Raw genomic sequence first — 21,520 nt, 5'->3', positions numbered from 1 at the left:
GTTAAACTCGCCCCTCCGACACCAGGAACAGGGCGCAGCTATAGCGTCGGGGCTCGTTCGGCCGGGCGCTCGGCACCCTGGTAGAGGAGTTCGCGGAGTGCCACGCCGGCTCGCTGGTGGAACTCGACTGCGACGGGATCGAAGTCTCTTTGTGGTCGCGGGGTCAGCTCGAAGTGACCGTATGTGTCGGTTCCGCGGACGAGGGTGGCGAAGTCCCAGTCGACGAGGCGCTGCTTGGTTCGGGTCGGTATGTACTGCAGCGACAGACCGATGCGGCGGTCGTCGGTGGTGTTCGGTCCCGATCCGTGCGCGAGCCGCACGTTGTGCATGGACATCTGGCCGGGCTCGAGTGCCATCGAGGCGACCTCTCGCTCGGAGACCTCGATCTTGAGCTCCTGGCCCCGAGTCAGCATGTTGTCTGCGTGGTAGGTCTCGTCGTGGGAGAGGAGTTCCCGGTGGCTTCCGGGGAGAACCGACATTGCGCCGGCTGCCTCGGAAGCGGGCGAGAGTGCGATCCATGCGCTGACGAGCTCGTCGTTGTCGAGTCCCCAGTACTCGAGGTCTTGGTGCCAACCGACGTAGCTCGGCGAACCCGGCTCCTTGATCCAGAAGATCGAGTTCCAGCACAAGATGTCGGGGCCGATCAGGTCCTCGACTGCGTCGAGCAGGGTCTCGTGGCGCATAAGTTCGTCGATCCATGGCCACAACAGATGGCCGCCGGCACGCTGAGCGCCGCCGAGCGGGCCGCCGTTGCGGGCCTCGAAGGCCTCGAGCTTCGCCCGCGCCTCGGCCGCCTCGCTCTCGGTCAGAAGATCGACCGGCGCGATGTAGCCGCGGTCGCGGTAGTGGTCGACTTGGGCGGCGGTCAGGTGCTTCGGCATTGCATCCTTCTCTTTGCCTGCCGTGGCTGGCCGGTCTGGCTCGTCGCTGAAACTACTACTCGGGTCTGGACTCACCTCTAGCATCGCCTGCTAGACGACCGTGAGTCCTCGTATTGCACGACCGGGGGGAGGTTCGCATGGTCAGTGCCGATGAGAACCGACTCTTGACCGAGAGCGGACCGGGGACTCCGGGCGGTGACGTGCTTCGCCGGTACTGGCAGCCGGCGGCCCTCACGGAGGAACTCGGCGGCGACCGGCCGGTGGTCCCGGTTCGCTTGCTCGGCGAGGACCTCGTGCTGTTTCGCGACGACCGAGGCCGGCTGGGCATGATCGGGCGCCGATGCCCACACCGCGGCGTCGATCTGTCCTATGGCCGGGTCGAGGACGGCGGCCTGCGGTGCCCGTTCCACGGCTGGCTCTTCGATGTGACCGGGGCGTGTCTCGAGACACCGGCAGAGCCGCCGACGTCGACGTTCCACACCAGGGTGTGTCAGGTCCACTACCCGGTCACCGAGCGCAACGGCATCATGTGGGCGTACCTGGGCGAGGGCGATCCGCCGAAGCTTCCGGGGTTGGATTGCTTCGTGGCGCCGGGCCCGCAGGTGTTCGCGTTCAAGGGCATGTGGGGGTGCAACTGGCTGCAGGCCCACGAGGTCGGGATAGACCCGGCGCACGCGGCGTTCCTGCATCGCTTCCTTGGCGCTGAGGACGGCACGTACGGGCTGCAGTTCCGCGACACCATCGCGGACACCGACGTGACCGTCGCTGAGCTGATGAGGGAGGCCTCTGCGCCGGACATCACCATCGAGCCCACCCCGTTCGGGTTCCGGTTCCGGACGCTGCGCCGTTACCGGGACGAGTTCACCCACGTCCGGATCTCGAACTGCATCTTCCCCAACGCGATCACGATCGCGATGAGCCGGGAGATGAGCATCTTCCAGTGGCACGTGCCCATCGACGATCACCACTGCTACTGGTATTCGATGTTCGTCAGCTACGGCGAACCCGTCGACGCCGAGGTGATGCGAGCCCAGCGCATCAGCCAGGTCACCCTGCCTGAGTACCGCCCGATCGCCGACCAGTCGAACAACTGGGGGTTCGATCCGGTCGAGCAGCGCGAGCGGACCTACACCGGCATGGGCGCCGACATCAATGTCCACGATCAGTGGGCTGTCGAGTCGCCCGGCCCGATCTTCGACCGCACCACCGAGCACCTCAGCCCGACCGACGCCGGCATCCGTACCCATCGCCGCATGTTCTTGGCTGCTCTGCGCCAGCCCGATGCGGACACGCTCATCGGTACGGCCGATCCAGGTGCGCTCCGCGGACCCGGCGCCATCGACGGCGTCACCACCGGCGACGACTTCGACGCCGCGTGGCGCGATCTCGAGACCAAACGACGCGAGGCCTCAGGGTGGGCCCCCGCGCTGGCGGACTGACCGATGCCCGACACCACGAAGCCCGAAGACCGCTGGGATGCGGACTGGGCCGACGCCGCGGCGGCAGTCGAGGATCAGGTCCGCGACAAGGGGCTGCGAAGCGTTCGGGTGTCGTTCGCCGATCAGCATGGGCTGTTGCACGGCAAGGTTCTTGACGCGGCGCACGTCCCGCAGGCGCTGCGCAACGGTGTCGCGTTTCCGGGTTCGCTGCTCACCAAGGACACCGGCGGTCAGTACGCGTTCCGCATCTGGGAGCCCGACGGCGGCCCGACGCTCGCCTCAGCCATGGGGGCGCGCGACATGGTCATGGTCCCGGACCCCACCACGTTCCGCGTGCTGCCGTGGCTCGACGGGACCGGGTGGCTGCTGAGTGACCTCTACAGCGTCGAGGGTGCTCCGATCGTGCTGTCGACGCGCCGGATCTGTACCGAAGCGCACCGCAAGCTGACCGAGCGCGGGATGCGGCTGCGCGCCGGACTGGAGATCGAGTTCCATCTCTACCGCCTCGACGAGCACTCCGGTGAACACCGGCGCATTCACCAGGGGTGGGACCTTCTGGCTGAGGACTATTCCGATCAGATCGAACCGCTGCTCGAGCCGATCCAACGCCACCTCACGGCGCTGGGCCTGCCGCCGCGCACCATCGAGACTGAGCTCGGGCCCAGCCAAGTCGAGCTCACCTTCGCACCCGCCGACGGCGTCGAGCTGGCAGATCAGGCGGTCCTGATCCGCGCCGCGGTGAAGCAGATCGCCAGGCGGCACGGCCTCCATGCGACGTTCATGTGCAGACCGGAACATGACGATGCATTCCCGAGCGGCTGGCACCTCCATCAGTCGGTCGCCGCTGTCGACGACGGCCGCAACCTGTTCGCGCCGACGGTGCCCGGCGAGACGCTCTCGGAGATGGCGAGGCACTACCTCGGCGGGCTCCTCGCCCACGCCGAGGAGTCCTGCCTGCTCACCACGCCGACCATCACCGGCTACAAGCGCTACCGGCCGCACAAGGTTGCTCCCGACCGGATCGTGTGGAGCCGCCAGCACCGCGGTGCCATGCTGCGAGTCATCGACGAGCCCCCGGGCCCCGCGACCAGGATCGAGAACCGCGCAGGCGACCCTGCGGCGAACCCCTACCTCTACCTCGCATCCCAGATCCTCTCGGGACTCGACGGCATCGACTCGAGGATCGAGGTGCCGCCGCCCAGCGAGATGCCCTACGAGGCCGAGGCCGGGCCCCTGTTGCCGCGCACCCTCGGCGATGCCATCGACGCGTTCGATCGCAGCGCCTTCTACCGCAACGCGCTCGGCGACGAGATCGTCGACTACCTCGTCACCCTCAAGCGGTCCGAGTGGTCACGGTTCAGCGGAACCGTGACCGACTGGGAACAGCGCGAGTACTACGACACCTTCTAGCCGAGGCGGGACGGTACCGAGGAGACAGTGAATGGAGTTCGAATTCCCGGCCGAGGCGGAGCAGTTTCGGAAAGAGCTGCGCGCGTTTATGGACGCCGAGCTGCCTGACTGGTGGAAAGGCCTGTTTCACGACGACGACCGCATCTATCCGTTCACCCGAGAGTTCTGCATGAAGCTGGCGGAGCGGGATTGGCTGACGATGTCGTGGCCGGTCTCCCATGGAGGCGTCGACGCCGACGTGTGGAGCCAGATGGTGGTGCGCGAGGAGATGTGGGCGGCCGGTGAGCCCCGCGGCCCGCAGTACATGAGCCTCAACTACATCGGCCCGATGCTCATGGAGTTCGGAACCGCCGACCAGCAGGAGCGGTTCCTGAAGCCGATGGCGGCGGGTGAGGTCATGTGGTGCCAGGGGTTCTCCGAACCCGAGGCGGGCTCCGATCTCGCGGCGCTGTCCACGAGGGCAACCGACGCCGACGGGTGCTTCCTGGTGAACGGTCAGAAGATCTGGACCAGCTACGCGACTGCTGCGGACTGGTGCTTGTTGCTGTGCCGAACCGATCCGGGCGAGCGGAAGCACCAGGGCTTGTCGATGCTGCTGGTCGACATGAACACTCCGGGCATCACGGTCCGGCCGATCGACTCGATGGGCGGCCCCCAGGAGTTCAACGAGGTTTTCTTCGACGACGTCGAGGTGCCCTACGACTGCCTGCTGGGTCCGCGAGGCGACGGTTGGCGGGTCGCGATGTCGACGCTGGCCCATGAGCGGGTCGGGGCTGCGCTCCATGCCCGGGTGAAGGTGCTGCTCGACGCATTGATCGAATACGCGACCACCACGAAGGACGAGAATGGCCGGCCGCTGGCCATGCGCCCGTCGGTGCGGGCTGGGTTGGTGCGGCTGCAGGCCCGGTACCGAGCAGCACGGCTGTTGTGCTACCGCGTCGTGTCGGCCATGGCGGCGGGCGACGCCAACGACGTCGACCCCGCAGTGAGCAAGGTGTTCTCGTCCGAGCTCAACATCCTGATCGGCAATATCGGTCTCGACATTGTGGGCGCCAGGGGACAGCTCCGCACCGGCGACGGCCTCGCCCCGCTCGACGGGCTCATGAACGATCACTGGGTCCACAGCATCCCGCAGCCGATCGCCATGGGCACGAACGAGATCCAGCGGAACATCATCAGCCAGCGCGGCCTCGGCCTCCCCCGGTAGGAGCGACTGCCATGGACCTGATGCTCAACGACACGCAAGAGATGATTCGGGACGGCGCCCGGCGCTTTCTGGCCGACTCGCTCGACGCCGACACGGTGCGAGAGGTCGAGGCAAGTGCCGACGGCGTCAACGCCGAGATCTGGGCTCAGATGGCCGAGCTCGGCTGGACCGCGCTTGCGCTCCCCACCGACATCGGCGGGGGTGGTGCAGGACTCGCCGACCTCTGCGTGCTCGCCGAGGAGCTCGGACGGGCTGCCGCCTCGACGCCTCTCGTCGGCACGGCTGGCTTCGCGGCGACCTTCCTCGCCGCCGCCGAGCCGACGACAGCGACCCGCGACATGTTGAGCACGCTCGCGGCCAGTGGTGCAGTGATCACGCCCGCACTGATCGACGCGGTCGGGCGCGACGAACGATCTGCCTCGTCGAGCGTCCTGTCCGAGACCGACGCTGGCGCCACGATCTCGGGCGCGAAGGCGATGGTGCCGTACGCGTCGGCGGCGCAGGTGCTGCTCGTGTCGCTGACGACGCCGGACGGCGAATCGGCGGTTGTCGCCGTGCACCGCGACACTCCAGGCGTCAGATGGACTCGCCACGGCGCCACGGGCGGGGATCCGCTGTTCCACGTCGAGTTCGACAACGTGGGGGTGCCCGCTGACAGCGTCCTGGCTCGCGGCCGTGCGGCGGAGCGGGCCATCGACGCAGGATTGGATGCGGCCACCGTCCTCGCCACCGCTGAAGCCGTCGGCTGCTGCGAAGGGATGATCCGGCTCGCGTCGGAGCACGCATCGAGCCGTCAGCAGTTCGGGAAGGTGATCGGCAGCTACCAGGCGGTATCCCACCGGTTGGCCGACATGCGCATCAACACCGACGCCTGCCGGCTCTTGGTCGCAGAGACTGCCTGGATGCTGGACCAAGGGCGCGATGCGACCCTCGAAGTTGCCGGGACCAAGGTCTTCGCAAACGAGGTGATGGTCGACATGATCCATGCCGCCCACACCGTTCACGGTGCGATCGGCTACACGACCGAGTACGACCTGCAGCTCTACACCAGACGCGCCAGGGCGTTCTGCCTCAGCCACGGCGACACTGACGTCCAAACTGAGCGCGCCGCCGTCGCACTCGGCCTCGAGCCGAGGAGGCCGGGTCACGCATGACGTCGCCCCTGCAAGATCCTGTGCTCGAGGCACTGCTCGATCGGCTGCACGCCGAGAGCGACGCGCAGGCCAGCGAGACGTCGGCGTTCTTCACCGAGGCGCGGCGGGAGAGCGGCCGGGATCGAACCCAGCGCGGGTTCGACGACGACATGCGCCGGTACCTCGCCGACAAGCTCGTCGCGCTCGATCGCGACAAGGCCACGTTCTGCTATCAGGTCTGCCGTGCTCTGAGCGCTCGCCGCGTGGTCGAGGCCGGGACGTCCCACGGGGTATCCACGCTATACCTGGCCGCTGCCGTGCGGGACAACGGTCATGACGACGGCGTGGTGATCGCCACCGAGTACGAACCGGAGAAAGCAGCGATTGCCTGGGCCAACTTCGAAGAGGCAGGTCTGGCGAGCTGGATCGAGCTTCGCGAGGGAGATCTGCGCGAGACGCTGGTCGACTGCGGGGGACCGGTCGATTTCCTGCTCGTCGACATCTGGCATGTCGCCCTCGACGCGCTCGAGCTGGTCGCCCCCGCCCTGCGCCCCGGCGCGGTCGTCGTCACCGACAACACCGTCTCCTCCGCCGAGGGCTACCAGCCCTACTTCGAGTTCCTCAATGACCCCGCCAACAAGCTCCGCACCATGACCCTGCCCTTCGCCGGAGGACTCGAGTTCACCGTCCGCGTCGGCTAGTTGCGCGTTGTTGTTGGGTTGTCGGGTCTGACCACGTGGTCGCGACCGGTTACGAGAACAGTCGTAACTGTGGCACAGACAGCCTTCGCAATACCGGCAGCCTTCTCGAACACGTCGAGGCTTTCGTCAGACAGCAGCTAGCCACGGGGAGTGAGGTAGTGGCCCAAAGTCAGGTGAACCGAGATGCCGTTAGCGTCAGTCGGCACCACGTTCTACGAGGGGGTAACGAGCGATGGCGACGAGGATGTCACTTTGGCAGCTCAACGACGACGGTAAAGCTGTACCGATCGACGAGAAGCCACTCGCGACCGAAGGTCAGATTGAGGCAGCGATCGAATCCGATCCAAAGCTGCTGGGCATTGATGTCCTGATCATCGGGCGCCAGACGCAGACGCCATCCGGTCCGCTCGACTTGCTTGCGCTCCACAGCGAGGGACAACTTGTCGTTATCGAGAACAAGCGAGACAAGACCCCACGAGAAGTTCTCGCACAGACCATTGATTACGCAGCCTGGGTCGCGAAGCTTGACTTTGGCGAGGTGGATGACCTCTACGCGAAGTATCGGGCATCGATTGGAGACGAAGGATCAGACCTCGCAGCGGCCTTCGAGGAGCACTTCGACGAAGAACTGGGCTCGATTGGTGATGTGCCGCGGATGATTGTGGTCGCGGCGCACCTCGACGACTCGACTGAGCGCATGATCGACTTCTTGAATGAGTCGTTTGACGTTCCCGTAAACGCAGTCCTGTTTCAACCCTTCGAGGGCAGGCTGCTGGGTCGCACTTGGCTTCGGCCCGATGCGATCGGTTCACGGGCCTCCGGCAAGCGGTCGTCCGCGAATGCGGAGGCGCGGGAGCAGGCGCGCCAGTTCTGGGACACTTGGCTGCCGATCGGGCGGGAGGTTCTGACCGAAATCAAGCTTCCAGCCAGGGGACCGAAGGCGGTGTGGGTCAAGCGGAGCATCACTCCCGGAATTCCTGCTGCGCTCCTGATGTTGGTCACGGCCTCGTCCGCTTATGCGGAAGTCCAATTCGACGACGACGACCCCCAGTTCAACGACTCGCTCCTGTGCGCGCTCAAGCAGCGGCGGTTGCAGATCGAGGGCGCTTACGGTGCCGAGTTGGATTGGCGCGGCTTGGAAAACAGCGCATCGCAGACGAGGCGCACAAAGGTCGTTGCGCCGTCGGTAAACATCGGACGACGGGCCGAACCGAACGAAGAGGGCTTGCGGGCGTTGGCAGATTCTGCTCGTTGTCTTGTCGATGCAGTGAGGCCCCACCTCCAGGAGGCCTTCGATGCGGCATCGGCACCGGGTACCGACTAGTCGATTGATAGCGGCGGCGGCTTGAGCGCCTGATCACGACGACGATGCGCTCACCTCGGCGGGGTGGGGTGCGAGCACTGAGCGGTCGTAGAATCCGAGGGAGTTCTCGTAGTCCATGTCGAAGCCGAGGCGGCTGCGCATGGCATCCGGCAGTGCGAGCACGTCGGCGAGGGGGATCGACACGTGCTGGTTTTCTTCCTGGCGGAGCCAGCCGAGGTTGTAGGTGAGGATGATCCCGTAGCGCCAGTCCTCAGGCGTGGAGTTGGCGCCGGCGCCGTGCAGCGTGCCGCCCAGCCAGTACAGGACTGAGCCCGCCGGCATCTCGGCCCGGACGACTTCGTCGGGTGCCGCAGAGCGGTCGGCGTCCCAGCGGTGGCTGCCGGGCACGAGCTGGGTGCCGCCGTTGTCGGCGGTGAAGTCCGACATGGCCCACATCGATGCCAGGATCAGGTTCGGGCGGGGGAGCGGGAAGTACGGGTAGAGGTCTTCCTCCCGATGGAGGATCTGGTCGCGGGCGCCGGGCCCGACCTCCAGCGCTGCAGTCACGTTCAGCGTCCATTTCGAGCAGTTCTGCCCGAGGTGACGGTCGCCGAGCGCTTCGGTGACCGGGTGCATCATCAGCTCGCGCACCGTCGGCGAGCGGTGCATGAGCGCCACCACCCGGCGGGTGAGGCCGGGGTAGAACGCGGTCGGCTTGTCGTCGGCCACCCTGGCGCTGGCCATGTGGTCGACCAGCTCAGTCCGGGCGGCAGCTACCTGGTCAGGGCGCGCAACGTCATGGACGACCACGCAGCCGGCGGCATCGAGCTTGGCGTACATGGCGTCGGGGTCGTCGTCGGCCGAACACGTCGGGATGCCGAGTGACATGGAGTGCTCCCTTCGTGCGCAATTCGCCGGTGGCCTCAGAGGACGCCGGCGAGCCAGTCGCGGGCGTCGACCATCATTTCGATGGTCTGGCTGTGCGCCATGTCGTAGGCGTGGTGCCGCAAGTCCCACCTGCCGTCGCCTAGGGCTGCGATCACTTCCTTGGGCTGGTCTTGGCCGATGAAGATGTCGCGGGTTCCCCACTGGAACAGCGCCGGTCGGCCGTCGCCGCCCGACAGGTCGAGGTCGAGACCTGGTGCGCTGGGAAGGCCGCAGCAGATGGCCCACACGCCGGCGTAGCGGGGCGCGCCGGGCCTGCCGACCAGCGCCAGCGACAGGTAGCCGCCTTGGCTGAAGCCGCCCACGATGCACCGCTCGAGTGGTACGCCTGTCTTGCCGGCCTCGTCCGCGATGAACGACTCGAGCATCTCGAGCGACGGCACGAACTGTGAGAGATCCATTTCGAATGTCTCGAGGTCGATAGACCACCAGCCTGCGCCGTCGCCGTCGGGCATGTCGATCGGTCCCCGCGGCGCGATCGCGGTGAAGCGCTCGTCTGGATCCACCAACGGCACGTACGACGCAAGGTGGTGCTGCTCGGCGGTGTAGCCGTGCATGAGGAAGAGGAGACGGTCGGCGCCGTCGCGGTCGATGCGGTACTGGGTCAGTGGCATGGCGCGGCGCGCTCCTGTGCTCGTCGTCCGATGAACCTGAGTGGCGAGGCTACCCGTGCCCCGAAAATCGGATGAGTTGTGCCGGCTCACTCGCGTTGCCGGCGGAGGCCCGAAATGCCGGTGGCCGGGGCTGCTAGAACCGCGCCCGTGTCGGTGTTCGCTGGGTCAGAAGGTTCGATTCACTACGAGCGATGGGCGCCCGAGGGCGCTCCGCGCCGCATCGTGATGGTCGTGCATGGCTACGCCGAGTACGCAGCTCGGTACCGCCATGTCGCCGAGCGGCTCACTGCGGACGGCGCAGTGGTCTACGGACCAGATCACATCGGGCACGGCCACAGCGAAGGCGAGCGGGCGCTGCTCACTGATTTCTCCCATGTGGTCGCCGATTTGCGGACGCTGGTGGATATCGCTCTGGCTGATCACCCAGGGCTGCCCGTCGTAATGATCGGACACTCGATGGGTGGATTGCTCACATCACGGTTCGCCCAGCAGTACCCGAACGAGGTCGCAGGCATCGTCTTGCTGGGCGCGGTGATCGGGGACTGGAACTGGGCTCGCGAGGCCTTGGCGCGACCGGAGCTGCCGCCGGCCACGACCGACTTCTCGGGAATGTCCCGCGACGAAGCGGCGGTCGAGGCCTACTCCACCGACCCGCTCATCTACCGGGAGCGGTACAAGCGGCCGTTGCTCGAAGCTGAGATGGTCGCGTTAGACCTCTTTGGAGCCAATATCGATCTGCTCACGATGCCGGTCCTGTTCTGCCACGGCACCGACGATCCCTTTGTCGACTACCGCACCTCATTGGCGGCGGTCCAGGCGATGCCGGCCCACGACAAGACGATCCGACTGTACGAAGGCGCCCGTCATGAGCTCGTGAACGAGACGAATCGAGACGAGGTGATCGACGAGATCGCCGCATTCATCGCTCGGGTGGCCGCCAATCGGAGAAATAGGGTCGGGTGATGAGCGACGGGAACGTGATGCACCTCGGTGTGAGTGCCGCCGATCTGGGCGGGGCCTCGTTGGCGATCGTGCCGGGAGACCCGGCCCGGGTGGAGCGGATCGCCGAGACGATGGCCGAGCCGGCCCATTTGGCCTCGAACCGGGAGTTCACGACCTACCGGGCGTCGATCGACGGCGCGCCGGTGGTGGTGTGCTCGACCGGCGTCGGCGGGCCGTCGACGTCGGTTGCTGTCGAGGAGCTGGGCCAGCTCGGTGTGAGGACATTCCTACGGGTCGGCACCACCGGTTCGATTCAGCCCGATCTGCTGATCGGTCACCTGGTCATCACCCAGGCAGCGGTTCGCCTGGACGGGGCGAGCCGGCACTTCGCACCGCTGGAGTACCCGGCCGCCTCGTCGTTCGAGTGCACCCGGGCCTTGGTCGATGCAGCGGTCGCCCTCCATGCCCCTCATCAGGTCGGCATCACGGCATCGTGCGACACCTTCTATCCCGGCCAGGAGCGCTACGACACGGTCGCCGGTGACGTCGTGCCGTGGCTGCGGGGCAGCCTGGCCGAGTGGCGTCGTATCGGGGTGCTCAACTACGAGATGGAGTCGGCCACGCTGTTCACGATGTGCGCGGCCAACGGCTGGCGGGCTGGGTGCGTCGCCGGGGTGATCGCCCAGCGCACCACCTCGGAGGCCGTCGTCGACGAGGACCGCATCGCTGCCACCGAGGAGCAGGCAGTGGGCGTGGTCGTCGAAGCCGCCCGTCGCCTGCTCGCTTCCTGAACTAGTGACAGCTCAGGCTGACCTCGCCGAGGCCTTCGATCGTGAACACCAGCTCGTCGCCCGCAGACGGGAACTGGGTGACGATGCTGCTGCCGGTCATCACGAACTGGCCTGCGCGCAAGCTCTGGCCCCGGGAGTTGAGGTTGTTGGCCAGAAAAGCCACGGCCTCGAGCGGATGACCGAGCGCATCTCCCGTGCGGCCTTCGCCCGCCGGCTCGCCGTTGAGCGTCAGGCGGGTGGCTGCGTCGACCAGGTCGACTGAGCGCCATTCGGTGACGGCATCAGCGAGGACAACTGCGGCGTTCCAGGCGTTCTCAGCGACCAGATCGAACACGTTCAGACTGCTGTAGTCGGCGTTGCGGTCCTCAACCAGCTCGAATGACGCATGGCAGGCACCGACGGCGTCCGCGACGCTCTCGCGGGTATGGGGGCCCGCATCAGCGGTGAGATCGGCTCCCATGCGCACGGCGACCTCGAACTCGACACCCAGGTGGCGGTGATCGTTGAGCCGCACAGCGGCGGGCGAGGCGTGCACCACGTGGTCGAACACCGCACCGGCGAGCGGCTCGTCGACGCCGACGAACTCCTGCATCGCCCGAGAAGTGAGGGCAACTTTGTATCCGGCGATCTTGCGGCCCCGCTCGCCCAGCAGCCGGTGAAAGGCGTCCTGGACCGCGTAGGCCGCGTCGAGTGACTGGTCGGTGGCGAGATCGGCGAATGAACGATGCTGTGCCCGAGCGTCGAGTTCGGCGAGGTACCGGCCTGCCAGATCGTTCGCCTCAGTCTGTTTCAACATCGTGACTTACTCCTCGGTTTGAGGTCGCCTCAGTGGCTCGGCTGTCAAGGGTGGGGTTGCGGAGGCTCGGTGCCGAGGGTTCGCCTGCCGGGCTCGGGCGTGCCGCCGGCGGGAACGTGCTGGAACTCGCGGTTCATTCTGCGGACGGCCGGTGTGATAGCCGCGGCGTAGCCGATCAGGGCGAGGAGGACTCGGCGAGCTGGCAGGAGCACGAAGCAGATGGCCCATGCAGCAGCGAATCCGATGAGTCGTGGTTTCATCGCGGACACACGCGCAGACGGCTTGTCGTCTGGTCGGCCGAGTGGGAATCGCTTCGGCTTGATGAACCAGCCGTGGGCGAACAGCTGAGCGACGAAGTACGGCCAGAAGGCCTCCGGGGCGTCCAGTGGGGGATCGGTGTCCCATGGCGCGTCGGTGTCGATGGCGAGTCCGTCTTGGATGCGAGACCACATATGCGAGGCGGTGACTCGGCCGGAGGCGCCACCGCGGTTCTGATGAGTGGGGCGACAGTGCCACCGGTACAGCACTCGTCGGTCCTCGGCGAGGGCCAGGATCCCGGCCTGGAAGATGCCGTTCGGGTGTGACGACCAGTGTCGCTCCAATATTGCGCCGTCGCCGATGTAGAGATCGAACCGGCCAGCCTCGCGGCAGTCGCCGAGGATCTCGTGGTGGGGGTCGCCTACCGCCTGATAGCTCAGTTCCCATGTGTCCTGTGCTTCGCTCGCGAGACTCTGGGGCTCACTGGAGACGGCGAAGATCTCGCCTCCCGCAGCCCGGATCTCCTCGACGACCCCCGACTTTTCGAAGCCGCGCAACTCGCGACGGCAGGGAGGTCACCACAGGCCGCGGTAGAACACCAAGACGACAAACTTGTGCTTGTCGAGTTGGGTGTTGAGCCACCCGGTGCGAACCCCGATCGGGGGATCGAGCAGCGGCGGGATCAGTGGGTCGTCAACGTCGGCGGCCGACACTCGAAAGCCCTCGGCCGATTGCTCGACCAGCACCTGCTCGCGGGCACAGACGTCGCCGTCGCACAGCACCAAGCCCAGCTCGAAGGACCCATTGCGCGCTTGTGCCACAGTGTCTTCGGCATCGATGATGCCGGTGATCTCGTAGTGCGACCCCTGTGTTGCATTGGTCCACTCAAGGGCGGCCTCCGAAGCGGCCTGCAGCTCCTTGGGGGGTGCTTCGCTCACCGTCATGGGTTGCAGTGCCACCGAGGTCAGAAGCCGAGAATCTTGTCGGCGACGACGTAGCGCAGCGGTTCGCCGGCGAGCAGCCGGCGGCAGTTGTCGGCGACGAGCTCGAAGCGACGCTGGTCGATGTCGGGGCCGACCATCGCCACGTGCGGCGTGATGAGCACGTTGGGCAGCGTCCAGATCCGGTGGTCGGGCGGCAGCGGCTCCTGGTCGAAGACGTCGAGGCCGGCGCCCGCCAGCTCGCCGGCTTCGAGTGCGTCGACGAGGTCGTCGAGCACGACGGTCATGCCGCGCCCGATGTTGATGAACACTGCCGTGGGTTTCATCAGCGCGAACTGCGCCCGGCGGAGCATTCCCTCGGACTCGGCAGTGTGGGGAACGGTCATCACGACCGCGTCGGCCAGCGGCAGCTGCGCCTTGAGCTCGTCTGCGCCGAACACGGCATCGATGGCGCCGCCGGCGGTGGACTCGGGTCGGGCGTCGACGGCCACGACTCTCGGTCCCCACGGCTTCAGGTAACGAGCGGCCTGGTGAGCCACGCCGCCGGCGCCGATGAACAGCACGGTCGCATCGGCGAGGTGCAGGACCGGCGCAAGCCCGCCCCGGTACTCCCGGTTGCGCTGGCTGATGGCGTAGTGCGGCAACCCACGGGCGAAGGCGAGCAGGAACGCCATCACGTGGGTGGCGATGTGGTCGTTGTAGACGCCGCGCATGTTGGTGACGACGACCGGGTGGGCGGCGAGCTCGGGCGTGAAGTAGCCGAGCGGGGGATTGGCCATCGGGGCCTGCAGCCAGCGCAGCTTTGGCGCATGCCAGCCCTGCGGCAGCACGCCGTACGCCGCGTCGGCGTCGTTGAGCTGTTCGAGAATCTCCTCTTCGGTCGCAGCGATGACGACCGCGAGTCCCTCGAACTCGACCCGGAGCTCGGCCGCCCATTGCTCCAGCACCTCATGGTGCGGGATCGCCGGCGCCGAGGGCTGCGCCATCAACACGAACTTGGCCGACGAACTCATGTCAGGCCGGGTCTATCAGCCACTGACGAGATTGCGTTGATCTCAGTTCACCAGGTCGGGCCACGGTTTCGGGTGCAAGTCTTCGAAGCTCTTACCAGTGAGGTCTAAGTACATGGCCGTTTGGTCGAGTTCGAGCGCATCGCCCTTGCCCCAGGCAATTGCCCCGTACGGCCGCACATGCGCAGTCTTGAAGAAGGTCGCGTCCGACCAAGCTGTGAAGACCCCTCGGGTCGACCACTCGGCCAGATTGACGATGCCGCTCACGCCGTCGTCGAATCTGATCCACAACCTGAACGGCTGCCGCGCTTCAACCTCGACAGCCTGAGGTGGCCGCAACAGATCCATGCAGACGACCCTACGTGGGCCCGATGACGGGCATGCGGTTCGTCGCACGCAGGATCGCTGCGAGCTACAGCGTCGCCTTGAGTTCGTCGACGTCGGAGTACTCAGTCAGTTCGTCGAGATTCTGGGCCTGATGCAGGGCATCGACGGTCTCGGCCATGGACTCCCAACCGGGGTCGGCGAGGCGTACCTCAGTGATGCCAGCAATGGACTTGAGTTCGGCGATGGCGGACAGAACAGCTTCGTGAAGAGAGTCGGCATCGCGGTCAAAGTCGGCGAACTGGATGCCGCTGGCCCGGCTGATCAGAGCATCGTCGCAGCCGGCCTCGAACAAGTCATCGACGAGTTCGTCTGATTGAAGATCGGTGCCTTCAACGATCAGGGTGAATGTTTGGGTGGTCATAGTCAGATGTCGATATGTCGGTAGGACTGTGGCTGCGCCGGTCCAGTGCTCGCCGGAACTCCACATCAGTAGCGTGCCACGTTCGGGGTCAAGATTCGGCACGCTGCGTCGGCTGGTGCCGGGTTGGAGTCGCTTCCATCGGTAACGCGGGCCAAAGGTGGTGCCGGTCTTGGAAAACGAGCAGATTCTCGACGGCGTCAAGTCCCTAGAAGCTGTGTTGGTGCGCGCCGGTTATCGGACGCTGATCGAGGCGGTGGCCGAACACACGGTGTTCCTGCACCCCGAGACTGTCGCGCAAGCGCACGGCGAAGCGCTGTTTCCCGTGACACGCACAAAGGACATGGCTCGACGGGGCCGCATCATCGAACGGCCATACGGCGGTCGGGTGATGCTGGACGACAACCGCAGCCCGACGGATGCCTTCGTGTGGGCGGCCCAACAGCGCCGGGGACCAGACGTGCAGTTCAATCACCTATTCACGGTCGCCACTGAGTCCGACATGTATTCGGCCGACCCGGCGATCTACACGGCCCTCTGGAATATCTGCGTGACCCCAGCGTTCTTGGCGAAGCTGACCGACGTTAAGCGCCATGCCCATGTCCTCGCCGCATTGCAGCGCAGATCATTCGATCTCTACGGCTACCTGCCCGCCGGGCAGAGCGCACCAGAGCCGCCGGACGACTACGACAGTTTGACGTGGCGAGATCATCCGCCGCCTGTAGCCGACCTCGAGCGAGCGCTCCGAGACCAGTTACGTCGAGCGCCTCGCAGCAGGCCAGCCCAGGCGTGCCGCGAGATTGGCTGGTGCTTCAGCGGCTGGGAGCCCGACGATACGTTGCGCAATCCAGATCATGATTAATCGTGATGTCATTTCTGGACGGCGCGAGGACGATCGCTGTTAGGAATCGAAGGTCGGTGGGGAAGCTGATCGCGTTACTCACACAAACCGGAAGCTGAGGCCCTTGTCAAGCTCAAATCGGCCCTGAGTGAACCTCACCGGGTTTCACGCAGGCTGTTTGTTGTGAGTCTCGCTTTGGCGGGTTGAGTGTTGTTGACGGTAGTGGAGGTCTTCGGCTTCGGCGGGCGGGACGCGGCCGGTGTTGTGGTGGTGCAGGCGCCGGTTGTTGAACCAGTCGACCCATTCCAGAGTGGCCAGCTCGAGGTCGTCGAGGCCGCGCCAGGGTCCGCGGTTGCGGACTAGCTCGGTCTTGTAGAGCCCGATCGTGGACTCGGCCAAGGCGTTGTCGTAGCTGTCTCCGACCGATCCCACCGACGCGGCGATGTCGTTGGCGGCGAGCCGTTCGGTGTAGCGGATGGACAGGTACTGGCCGGATTCAACCGGTCGTCGCAACACCGGGTTGTTGGAGGGATCGTAGGTGTTCGTCGAGGGCTTCGGCGGGTGTGCGCCAGCCGAGGGTCTTGCGTGGCCGGGTGTTGAGCGTGTGGGCGACGGCGTTGATCTCTTGTGCGGTCCATCGGGACAGGTCGGTGCCTTTGGGGAAGTAGTGGCGCAACAGTCCGTTGGTGTTCTCGTTGGTTCCTCGCTGCCAGGGGCTCTTGGGGTCGGCGAAGTAGACCGCGATGTTGGTCTCGACGGTGAACGCGGCGTGGGCTGAGAGCTCCTTGCCGCGGTCCCAGGTCAGTGACCGGCGCAGCTGTTCGGGCAGCGTGGTCATCGACGCTGCGAGCGCGTCCTTCATGGTGAGGGCGCCGTAGCCGGCGAGGGCCGGCCCGTTCTTGGTGCGGGGGATGACGCCGTAGCCCTCGGCGCGTGGCAGGTGGATCAGCATCGTGAACCGGGTAGTGCGCTCGACGAGGGTGCCGACCGCTGAGCGTTTCAGTCCGATGATCAGGTCGCCTTCCCAGTGTCCGGGGACGGCTCGGTCCTCGACTTCTGGGGGCCGTTGGCTGATCATCACCTCGGGTGTGACGTGAGCCCACGCGGTCTGGCGGGCCCGGGCCCGCGGCACCCGCAAGGCGCGCCCGCTGCGCAGGCAGGCGACCAGCTCGCGCTGCAGCGCTCCGCGGCCTTGCACATAGAGGGCCTGGTAGATCGCTTCATGGGAGATCCGCATGGACTCATCATCGGGGAAATCGACCCGCAGACGGTTCGAGATCTGCTCTGGGCTCCAGGCTTGCACCCAGCCGCGGTCGCCACGATGCGGCTTGTTCTTGCCGTTCCACTGCGGACCCTCGGGGCCCAGCACCCGGCCATCGGATGCCCTGACCCGCCCCGACAGGCGGTCCTGGACATAGCTGCGGAGCCGGTCGTTGGAGGCGAGCTTGGCCGCCTTGGGCCGCCGAGCGCGGCGCTCGGCATGCCACTGGGCGATCGTCGCTTTGTACTCGACACGCCAGGTCCTCGTCGACGCGTTCCGACGCAGCTCCCGCGAGATCGTCGACGGGCTCCGGCCCAGCCGGCGGGCGATCTCGCGCACGCCGACACCCTGGGCCCGATACAGCGCAATCTCTTCGCGCTCGCCGAATGACAGATATCGGCCCGACACCGTCGGGGCAAGGCATGGGTTCACACCGCCAGCGTGGCGGAACCACCGGAACCCAACCGGCGATGACACCCCCGCGACAGCCGCCGCGACGCCGGTCTTGTCCCCACGAGCGATCGCCGCCCAGAACCTCACCCGGTCCTGCCGCCACGCAACCGTCGGCCGCCCTGGCGACGGCACCTGGCCTCGATACAGCTGAACCTCCCGCTGCCTTTCCCGCATGGTCCCCACCTGACACCTCCATCATCGAGGTGTTGCGACGACCACTTGAATCCGGCCTGGGTGCCGCGGTCGGAGTGGTGGACCAGACCGTCGAGGCCGGCGCCGGCTCGGCTGCGTTCCCATAGGGCCTGTTCGAGCGCGTTGATCGCGAGGTCGCTGCGCAGCGATCTCGACGCCTGCCAGCCCACGATGCGGCGGCTGAAGGCGTCGGTGACGAAGGCCACGTAGACGAACCCCGACCAGGTGCGCACATAGGTGATGTCCGCTACCCACAGCCGGTTCGGCGCCGCAGCGCTGAAGCGGCGCTCGACGAGGTCCCCCGGACGCTCAGCTGCGGCGTCGGCGACGGTGGTGCGCCTCGGCTGCCCTCTGGTGGCGCCGCGCAGTCCCAGGTCGCGCATCAGCCGCTCCACGGTGCAGCGAGCCACCCGATGCCCCTCGCGGTTGAGCTGCGCCCACACTTTCGGCGCCCCATAGACCCCGAAGTTCTCCGCATGCACCCGAGCGATCTCAGCCTTGAGCCCGGAGTCGCGCACCGAACGCGCCGAGGGCGGGCGGCGCTTGGCGGACCAATACGTGGACGGGGCGAACTGCAAGGCTCTGCAGATCGGCTCGACCCCGAACCGTTCCCGGTTGGCGTCAATGAAGGCCATCATCGTGTCCGGCCGTCGAGCTCGGCCGCGAAGAAAACCGACGCAGACTTCAAGATCTCATTCGCGCGGCGCAACTCCCGGTTCTCGCGCTCCACACGCTTGAGCCGCTCACGCTCATCGCTCGTGAGCCCCGGCCGGCGCCCCTCGTCGACCTCACAGCGGCGCACCCACTTGCGCACCGTCTCAGGCGTCGGCCCCAGCTTGTCGGCCACCGACGAGATCGCCTCCCACTGCGACCCGCAATCCCGCTGGGCCTCCAAGACCATCCGCACCGCACGCTCACGCAACTCGTCCGGATACTTCCCCCGACGTCTCTGCTCTGACATGGCCCCATCCTCTCAAGGGTCGGAGCCTGCGCAATAGCCGGTGAGGTTCAGGCTGGCGTTCGGGCCTGGGTTTGACTCGGGGTGTGACGGGCTTTGTGCCTTGTCGGTGATCTGTCGGCTCGGTGTCCCGTTCGCTGGCGCGCACCGGCCGGTCGGGCGGACGTGACTTGATAGCGCCTCTATGTCAAGTCGCGGCGTTGTGGTGGGCGCGGGCGGCGTCGGCGGTGAGGGTGCGGTAGATGGTTCTGGTGAGTTGTCGTTTGAGCGCTCGGAGGGCTTCGTTGCGGCTGTTGCCGGCGTCGCGTCGGCGCTGGTAGTAGTCGCGGCCGGGTCCGGGGCGGATGGTCTGGGTGTGGGCGGCGAGGTAGATGGCGTTGTTGAGTTGGCGGTTGCCGCGTCGGGAGAGTCGGTGACGGATGACGTCGCCGCTGCTGGCTTCGATGGGTGCGGTGCCCGCGTAGCTGGCGAGGTGGTCGGCGCTGGGGAACCGGCCGATGTCGCCGATGTGGCCGGAGATCTTGGCGGCGAGCACGTCGCTGATCCCGGCGAGCTGGGTCAGGGTGGTGCCGCTGGCGGCGACGGCGGCTACGCAGCGGCGCCGGTTCTCCGCGAGGGCACCGTCGAGGCGCCGCACGTCGGCGAGGAGGTCTCGGGCCATCTGCTTGCGTTCGGCTTCGACGCCGTCTCCGGGGCGCACTTTGGCGAGTAGTCCTGCGGCGGTCTTGGCGCTGAGCTGGGTTGGCGCGCCGCCGGCGATCAGGTCGCGCAGGTGTCGGTGCAGCCGGTTGATCGTGCGGCGCCGTTCCCTGGTCAGATCGTCGCGCCGATCCGACAGCAGCCGCAGCACGCAGTGGTGATCGTCCGCGGCGACGCGGGGCAGATCGGGGCGCTGGGTGGCGACGAGCGCTACCGCGGCGGCGTCGATGCGGTCGGTCTTGCGGCCGTGGCCCGTGTCGAGGGTCCGCACCCGCGCCGAGAGCGTCGCGGGCACATCGACAACATGCTCACCGGCGGCGACGAGTTGCTGGGCCAGCAACTGGCCCAGGCCGCGGGCGCCTTCAATCGCCCAGCGACGCTCGGGCCACCGGGCCGCCCAGCTCAACAACTCCTGCGGTGTCGAGCGGGCCGCTCGCAGCCTGATCGTGGCGGCCTCGACGGACCCGGGACCGATCGCGGTCGCCGTGTGGGAAGCCTTGTGCGGGTCGATACCAATGACCACCGTCATTTGTCGCTCCTTCGGTTGCCGGACAACTGGCGTCTACGGCGGGCAACCTGAATTCAGGAAACGATCACGCCTCTATTGAGCCACGCCGCAGCGGGCGGCGACCGGCCGGACACGCTATGAGAGAGCCACACCGAAGTGGGCAAGGAGCGTGAGAGCCCAACCGGTCACCGACCTCGCACCCTACGTCCCCGTCAGGACCGGGATGCTGGCCCCACTCAAACAAGTCAGGAGCCTTGGCTATGCACCGTGGCTGTCCTGTCCGCCGTCCCGGCCGGTGGTGCCTCGCTCACCCGATTCGGGAGAAGGGCAGGGGTTCATCATGGCTGATGGTCCGGTCGGCGTCTATGGGGGCGTCGACACTCACAAAGACGTTCATGTCGCTGCGGCGGCCGACCAGGCAGGCCGGGTGCTCGCAGCGGCGTCGTTCGCGGCGGATCTTGACGGGTATCGAGGTCTGCGGGGGTGGCTGGAGTCATTCGGGCCGCTGGTGCGGGTCGGCATCGAGGGCACCGGCTCCTATGGGGCGGGCCTGTGCCGGCACCTGTGGGCCGCGGGTGTCGAGGTGGTCGAGGTGACCCGGCCGGACCGTCAGATGCGGCGTCGCCGCGGCAAGTCCGACACCGTGGACGCTGAGGCTGCTGCGCTGGCGGCTTTGAGCGACGAGCGGACATCTGCGCCCAAGGGCGGCGACGGCACGGTGGAGTCGATCCGCCAGATCCGGGTCGCGTTGTGCTCGACGCGGGATCATCTCACCCGCATCTCCAACCAGGTCCGGGATCTGATCGTGACCGCTCCCGAGCAGCTGCGCAGCGAGCTCGAGCCGCTCACCGCAGCCCAAAGAGCCCAGCGCTGCGCCAGGTTCCGCCCCGGCGACGTCGCCGACCCTGCCCAGGCCGCCAAGCTCGCATTGCGCACCCTGGCCCGCCAATACGAGTCCCTCGCCGCTGATCTCGGCGAGCTGCGAGAACACCTCGACCGGCTCACCGCCGCTGCGGGCCCAGCGCTGCGAGCCGCCAAAGGCATCGGCCCCGACGTCGCGTCGATCCTGCTCACCACAGCCGGCGACAACCCCGACCGGCTCACAAGCGAAGCAGCATTCGCCGCCCTGTGCGGCGCCAGCCCCGTCGAGGCGTCCTCGGGCAAGACCACACGGCACCGCCTCAACCAAGGAGGCAACCGCCAGGCCAACCATGCCCTGTGGCGCATCGCCATGGTCCGCCTCGCCACCTGCGAACGCACCCGCGCCTACGCCGCCCGCCGACAGACCGAGGGCAAAAGCCGACGCGAGATCATCCGCTGCCTCAAGCGCTACATCGCCCGAGAAGTCTTCGCGCTGCTCACCAAACCCCAACCCGCCCCCGTCGTCGCCGACCTGCGAGCACGACGACACGCCACCGGACACAGCCTCGCCCACGTCGCCGACCAGCTCAACACCTGGCCCGCCACCATCAGCGCCATCGAACGCGGCAAA

Annotated in this window: 22 protein-coding genes, 2 pseudogenes and 1 other annotated feature; of the genes and pseudogenes, 10 read left to right on the top strand and 14 right to left on the bottom strand. The window is 66.9% G+C overall.

The features are described from left to right. Positions 1-38 precede the first annotated feature (38 nt). Positions 39-881 carry a phytanoyl-CoA dioxygenase family protein gene (locus ACOCMM_RS12090; RefSeq protein ID WP_419553394.1) on the bottom strand — a complete coding sequence of 281 codons (843 nt, stop codon included), beginning with the start codon at positions 879-881 and terminating at the stop codon, positions 39-41. A 137-nt stretch (positions 882-1,018) separates the two neighbouring features. Here ACOCMM_RS12090 and ACOCMM_RS12085 point away from each other — a divergent pair, with 137 nt between their 5' ends. The 6 genes from ACOCMM_RS12085 to ACOCMM_RS12060 all read left to right on the top strand — a co-directional run bounded on the left by ACOCMM_RS12085 (position 1,019) and on the right by ACOCMM_RS12060 (position 8,095). Then, complete coding sequence (locus ACOCMM_RS12085; protein ID WP_419553393.1) at positions 1,019-2,320, top strand: Rieske 2Fe-2S domain-containing protein; 1,302 nt, start codon at positions 1,019-1,021, stop codon at positions 2,318-2,320. Positions 2,321-2,323: 3 nt separating this feature from the next. Then, positions 2,324-3,730 carry a glutamine synthetase family protein gene (locus ACOCMM_RS12080; protein ID WP_419553392.1) on the top strand — a complete coding sequence of 469 codons (1,407 nt, stop codon included), beginning with the start codon at positions 2,324-2,326 and terminating at the stop codon, positions 3,728-3,730. A 31-nt stretch (positions 3,731-3,761) separates the two neighbouring features. After that, the gene (locus ACOCMM_RS12075; RefSeq protein ID WP_419553391.1) at positions 3,762-4,937 is read left to right on the top strand and encodes an acyl-CoA dehydrogenase family protein; all 1,176 of its coding nucleotides are present in this window, start codon (positions 3,762-3,764) and stop codon (positions 4,935-4,937) included. An 11-nt stretch (positions 4,938-4,948) separates the two neighbouring features. Then, complete coding sequence (locus ACOCMM_RS12070; protein WP_419553390.1) at positions 4,949-6,091, top strand: acyl-CoA dehydrogenase family protein; 1,143 nt, start codon at positions 4,949-4,951, stop codon at positions 6,089-6,091. Further along, positions 6,088-6,771 carry an O-methyltransferase gene (locus tag ACOCMM_RS12065; protein WP_419553389.1) on the top strand — a complete coding sequence of 228 codons (684 nt, stop codon included), beginning with the start codon at positions 6,088-6,090 and terminating at the stop codon, positions 6,769-6,771. Before ACOCMM_RS12070 ends, ACOCMM_RS12065 begins: the two co-directional genes overlap by 4 nt. A gap of 244 nt (positions 6,772-7,015) precedes the next feature. Beyond that, positions 7,016-8,095 (top strand): DUF4268 domain-containing protein, encoded by a 1,080-nt coding sequence (locus ACOCMM_RS12060; protein ID WP_419553388.1) that lies wholly within the window; start codon positions 7,016-7,018, stop codon positions 8,093-8,095. A 33-nt stretch (positions 8,096-8,128) separates the two neighbouring features. Here the strand turns inward: ACOCMM_RS12060 and ACOCMM_RS12055 are convergent, their stop codons facing one another. Continuing rightward, positions 8,129-8,962, bottom strand: coding sequence for a phytanoyl-CoA dioxygenase family protein (locus ACOCMM_RS12055; RefSeq protein WP_419553387.1), 834 nt, complete (start codon positions 8,960-8,962; stop codon positions 8,129-8,131). Positions 8,963-8,997: 35 nt separating this feature from the next. Continuing rightward, positions 8,998-9,633 carry an alpha/beta hydrolase gene (locus ACOCMM_RS12050; protein WP_419553386.1) on the bottom strand — a complete coding sequence of 212 codons (636 nt, stop codon included), beginning with the start codon at positions 9,631-9,633 and terminating at the stop codon, positions 8,998-9,000. A gap of 147 nt (positions 9,634-9,780) precedes the next feature. Here ACOCMM_RS12050 and ACOCMM_RS12045 point away from each other — a divergent pair, with 147 nt between their 5' ends. Both ACOCMM_RS12045 and udp read left to right on the top strand, forming a co-directional pair. Next, positions 9,781-10,596 (top strand): alpha/beta hydrolase, encoded by an 816-nt coding sequence (locus tag ACOCMM_RS12045; RefSeq protein ID WP_419553385.1) that lies wholly within the window; start codon positions 9,781-9,783, stop codon positions 10,594-10,596. Then, positions 10,596-11,366 (top strand): uridine phosphorylase, encoded by a 771-nt coding sequence (udp, locus tag ACOCMM_RS12040; protein ID WP_419553384.1) that lies wholly within the window; start codon positions 10,596-10,598, stop codon positions 11,364-11,366. Before ACOCMM_RS12045 ends, udp begins: the two co-directional genes overlap by 1 nt. Before the next feature lies 1 nt (position 11,367). Here udp and ACOCMM_RS12035 read toward each other — a convergent pair whose 3' ends face one another. The 6 genes from ACOCMM_RS12035 to ACOCMM_RS12010 form a co-directional block, all read right to left on the bottom strand. Then, positions 11,368-12,162, bottom strand: coding sequence for a 2-keto-4-pentenoate hydratase (locus ACOCMM_RS12035; RefSeq protein ID WP_419553383.1), 795 nt, complete (start codon positions 12,160-12,162; stop codon positions 11,368-11,370). A gap of 44 nt (positions 12,163-12,206) precedes the next feature. After that, positions 12,207-12,977 carry a hypothetical protein gene (locus ACOCMM_RS12030; protein WP_419553382.1) on the bottom strand — a complete coding sequence of 257 codons (771 nt, stop codon included), beginning with the start codon at positions 12,975-12,977 and terminating at the stop codon, positions 12,207-12,209. A gap of 18 nt (positions 12,978-12,995) precedes the next feature. Next, positions 12,996-13,358 carry a hypothetical protein gene (locus tag ACOCMM_RS12025; RefSeq protein ID WP_419553381.1) on the bottom strand — a complete coding sequence of 121 codons (363 nt, stop codon included), beginning with the start codon at positions 13,356-13,358 and terminating at the stop codon, positions 12,996-12,998. Between the two features lie 26 nt (positions 13,359-13,384). Continuing rightward, a complete protein-coding gene (locus ACOCMM_RS12020) occupies positions 13,385-14,374 on the bottom strand; it encodes a D-2-hydroxyacid dehydrogenase (protein WP_419553380.1) in 990 nt (329 codons plus the stop codon). Positions 14,375-14,416: 42 nt separating this feature from the next. Next, positions 14,417-14,719, bottom strand: a complete 303-nt coding sequence (locus ACOCMM_RS12015; RefSeq protein ID WP_419553379.1) for a DUF2442 domain-containing protein — start codon at positions 14,717-14,719, stop codon at positions 14,417-14,419. Between the two features lie 64 nt (positions 14,720-14,783). Beyond that, on the bottom strand, positions 14,784-15,119 hold the full coding sequence (locus ACOCMM_RS12010; RefSeq protein ID WP_419553378.1) for a hypothetical protein: 336 nt from the start codon (positions 15,117-15,119) through the stop codon (positions 14,784-14,786). Between the two features lie 160 nt (positions 15,120-15,279). Here ACOCMM_RS12010 and ACOCMM_RS12005 point away from each other — a divergent pair, with 160 nt between their 5' ends. Then, complete coding sequence (locus ACOCMM_RS12005; RefSeq protein WP_419553377.1) at positions 15,280-15,978, top strand: hypothetical protein; 699 nt, start codon at positions 15,280-15,282, stop codon at positions 15,976-15,978. Positions 15,979-16,122: 144 nt separating this feature from the next. Here the strand turns inward: ACOCMM_RS12005 and ACOCMM_RS12000 are convergent. The 5 genes and pseudogenes from ACOCMM_RS12000 to ACOCMM_RS11980 form a co-directional block, all read right to left on the bottom strand. Further along, positions 16,123-16,446: pseudogene (locus ACOCMM_RS12000) on the bottom strand (integrase core domain-containing protein); the annotation flags it as partial. 7 nt (positions 16,447-16,453) lie between these two features. Further along, the gene (locus tag ACOCMM_RS11995; protein ID WP_419551995.1) at positions 16,454-17,845 is read right to left on the bottom strand and encodes an IS30 family transposase; all 1,392 of its coding nucleotides are present in this window, start codon (positions 17,843-17,845) and stop codon (positions 16,454-16,456) included. Next, complete coding sequence (locus tag ACOCMM_RS11990; protein ID WP_419553376.1) at positions 17,755-18,501, bottom strand: IS3 family transposase; 747 nt, start codon at positions 18,499-18,501, stop codon at positions 17,755-17,757. Before ACOCMM_RS11990 ends, ACOCMM_RS11995 begins: the two co-directional genes overlap by 91 nt. Further along, positions 18,427-18,537, bottom strand: a sequence feature (AL1L pseudoknot). It overlaps the preceding gene by 75 nt. Then, on the bottom strand, positions 18,498-18,824 hold the full coding sequence (locus ACOCMM_RS11985; protein ID WP_419553375.1) for a transposase: 327 nt from the start codon (positions 18,822-18,824) through the stop codon (positions 18,498-18,500). (Overlaps the previous feature by 40 nt.) The genes ACOCMM_RS11990 and ACOCMM_RS11985 overlap by 4 nt, the downstream gene beginning before the upstream one ends. 184 nt (positions 18,825-19,008) lie before the next feature. Continuing rightward, positions 19,009-20,049, bottom strand: a complete 1,041-nt coding sequence (locus tag ACOCMM_RS11980; protein ID WP_419553374.1) for an IS110 family transposase — start codon at positions 20,047-20,049, stop codon at positions 19,009-19,011. Positions 20,050-20,368: 319 nt separating this feature from the next. Between ACOCMM_RS11980 and ACOCMM_RS11975 the strand changes: the two are divergent. After that, a pseudogene (locus tag ACOCMM_RS11975) lies at positions 20,369-21,406 on the top strand (IS110 family transposase); the annotation flags it as partial. Positions 21,407-21,520 lie beyond the last annotated feature (114 nt).

The sequence above is a fragment of the Candidatus Poriferisodalis sp. genome, from assembly GCF_965198245.1.
GTDB lineage: Bacteria > Actinomycetota > Acidimicrobiia > Acidimicrobiales > Poriferisodalaceae > Poriferisodalis.
The sequence above is the reverse complement of the archived record's forward strand: the minus strand, read 5'-3'. Positions and strand labels throughout refer to the sequence as shown.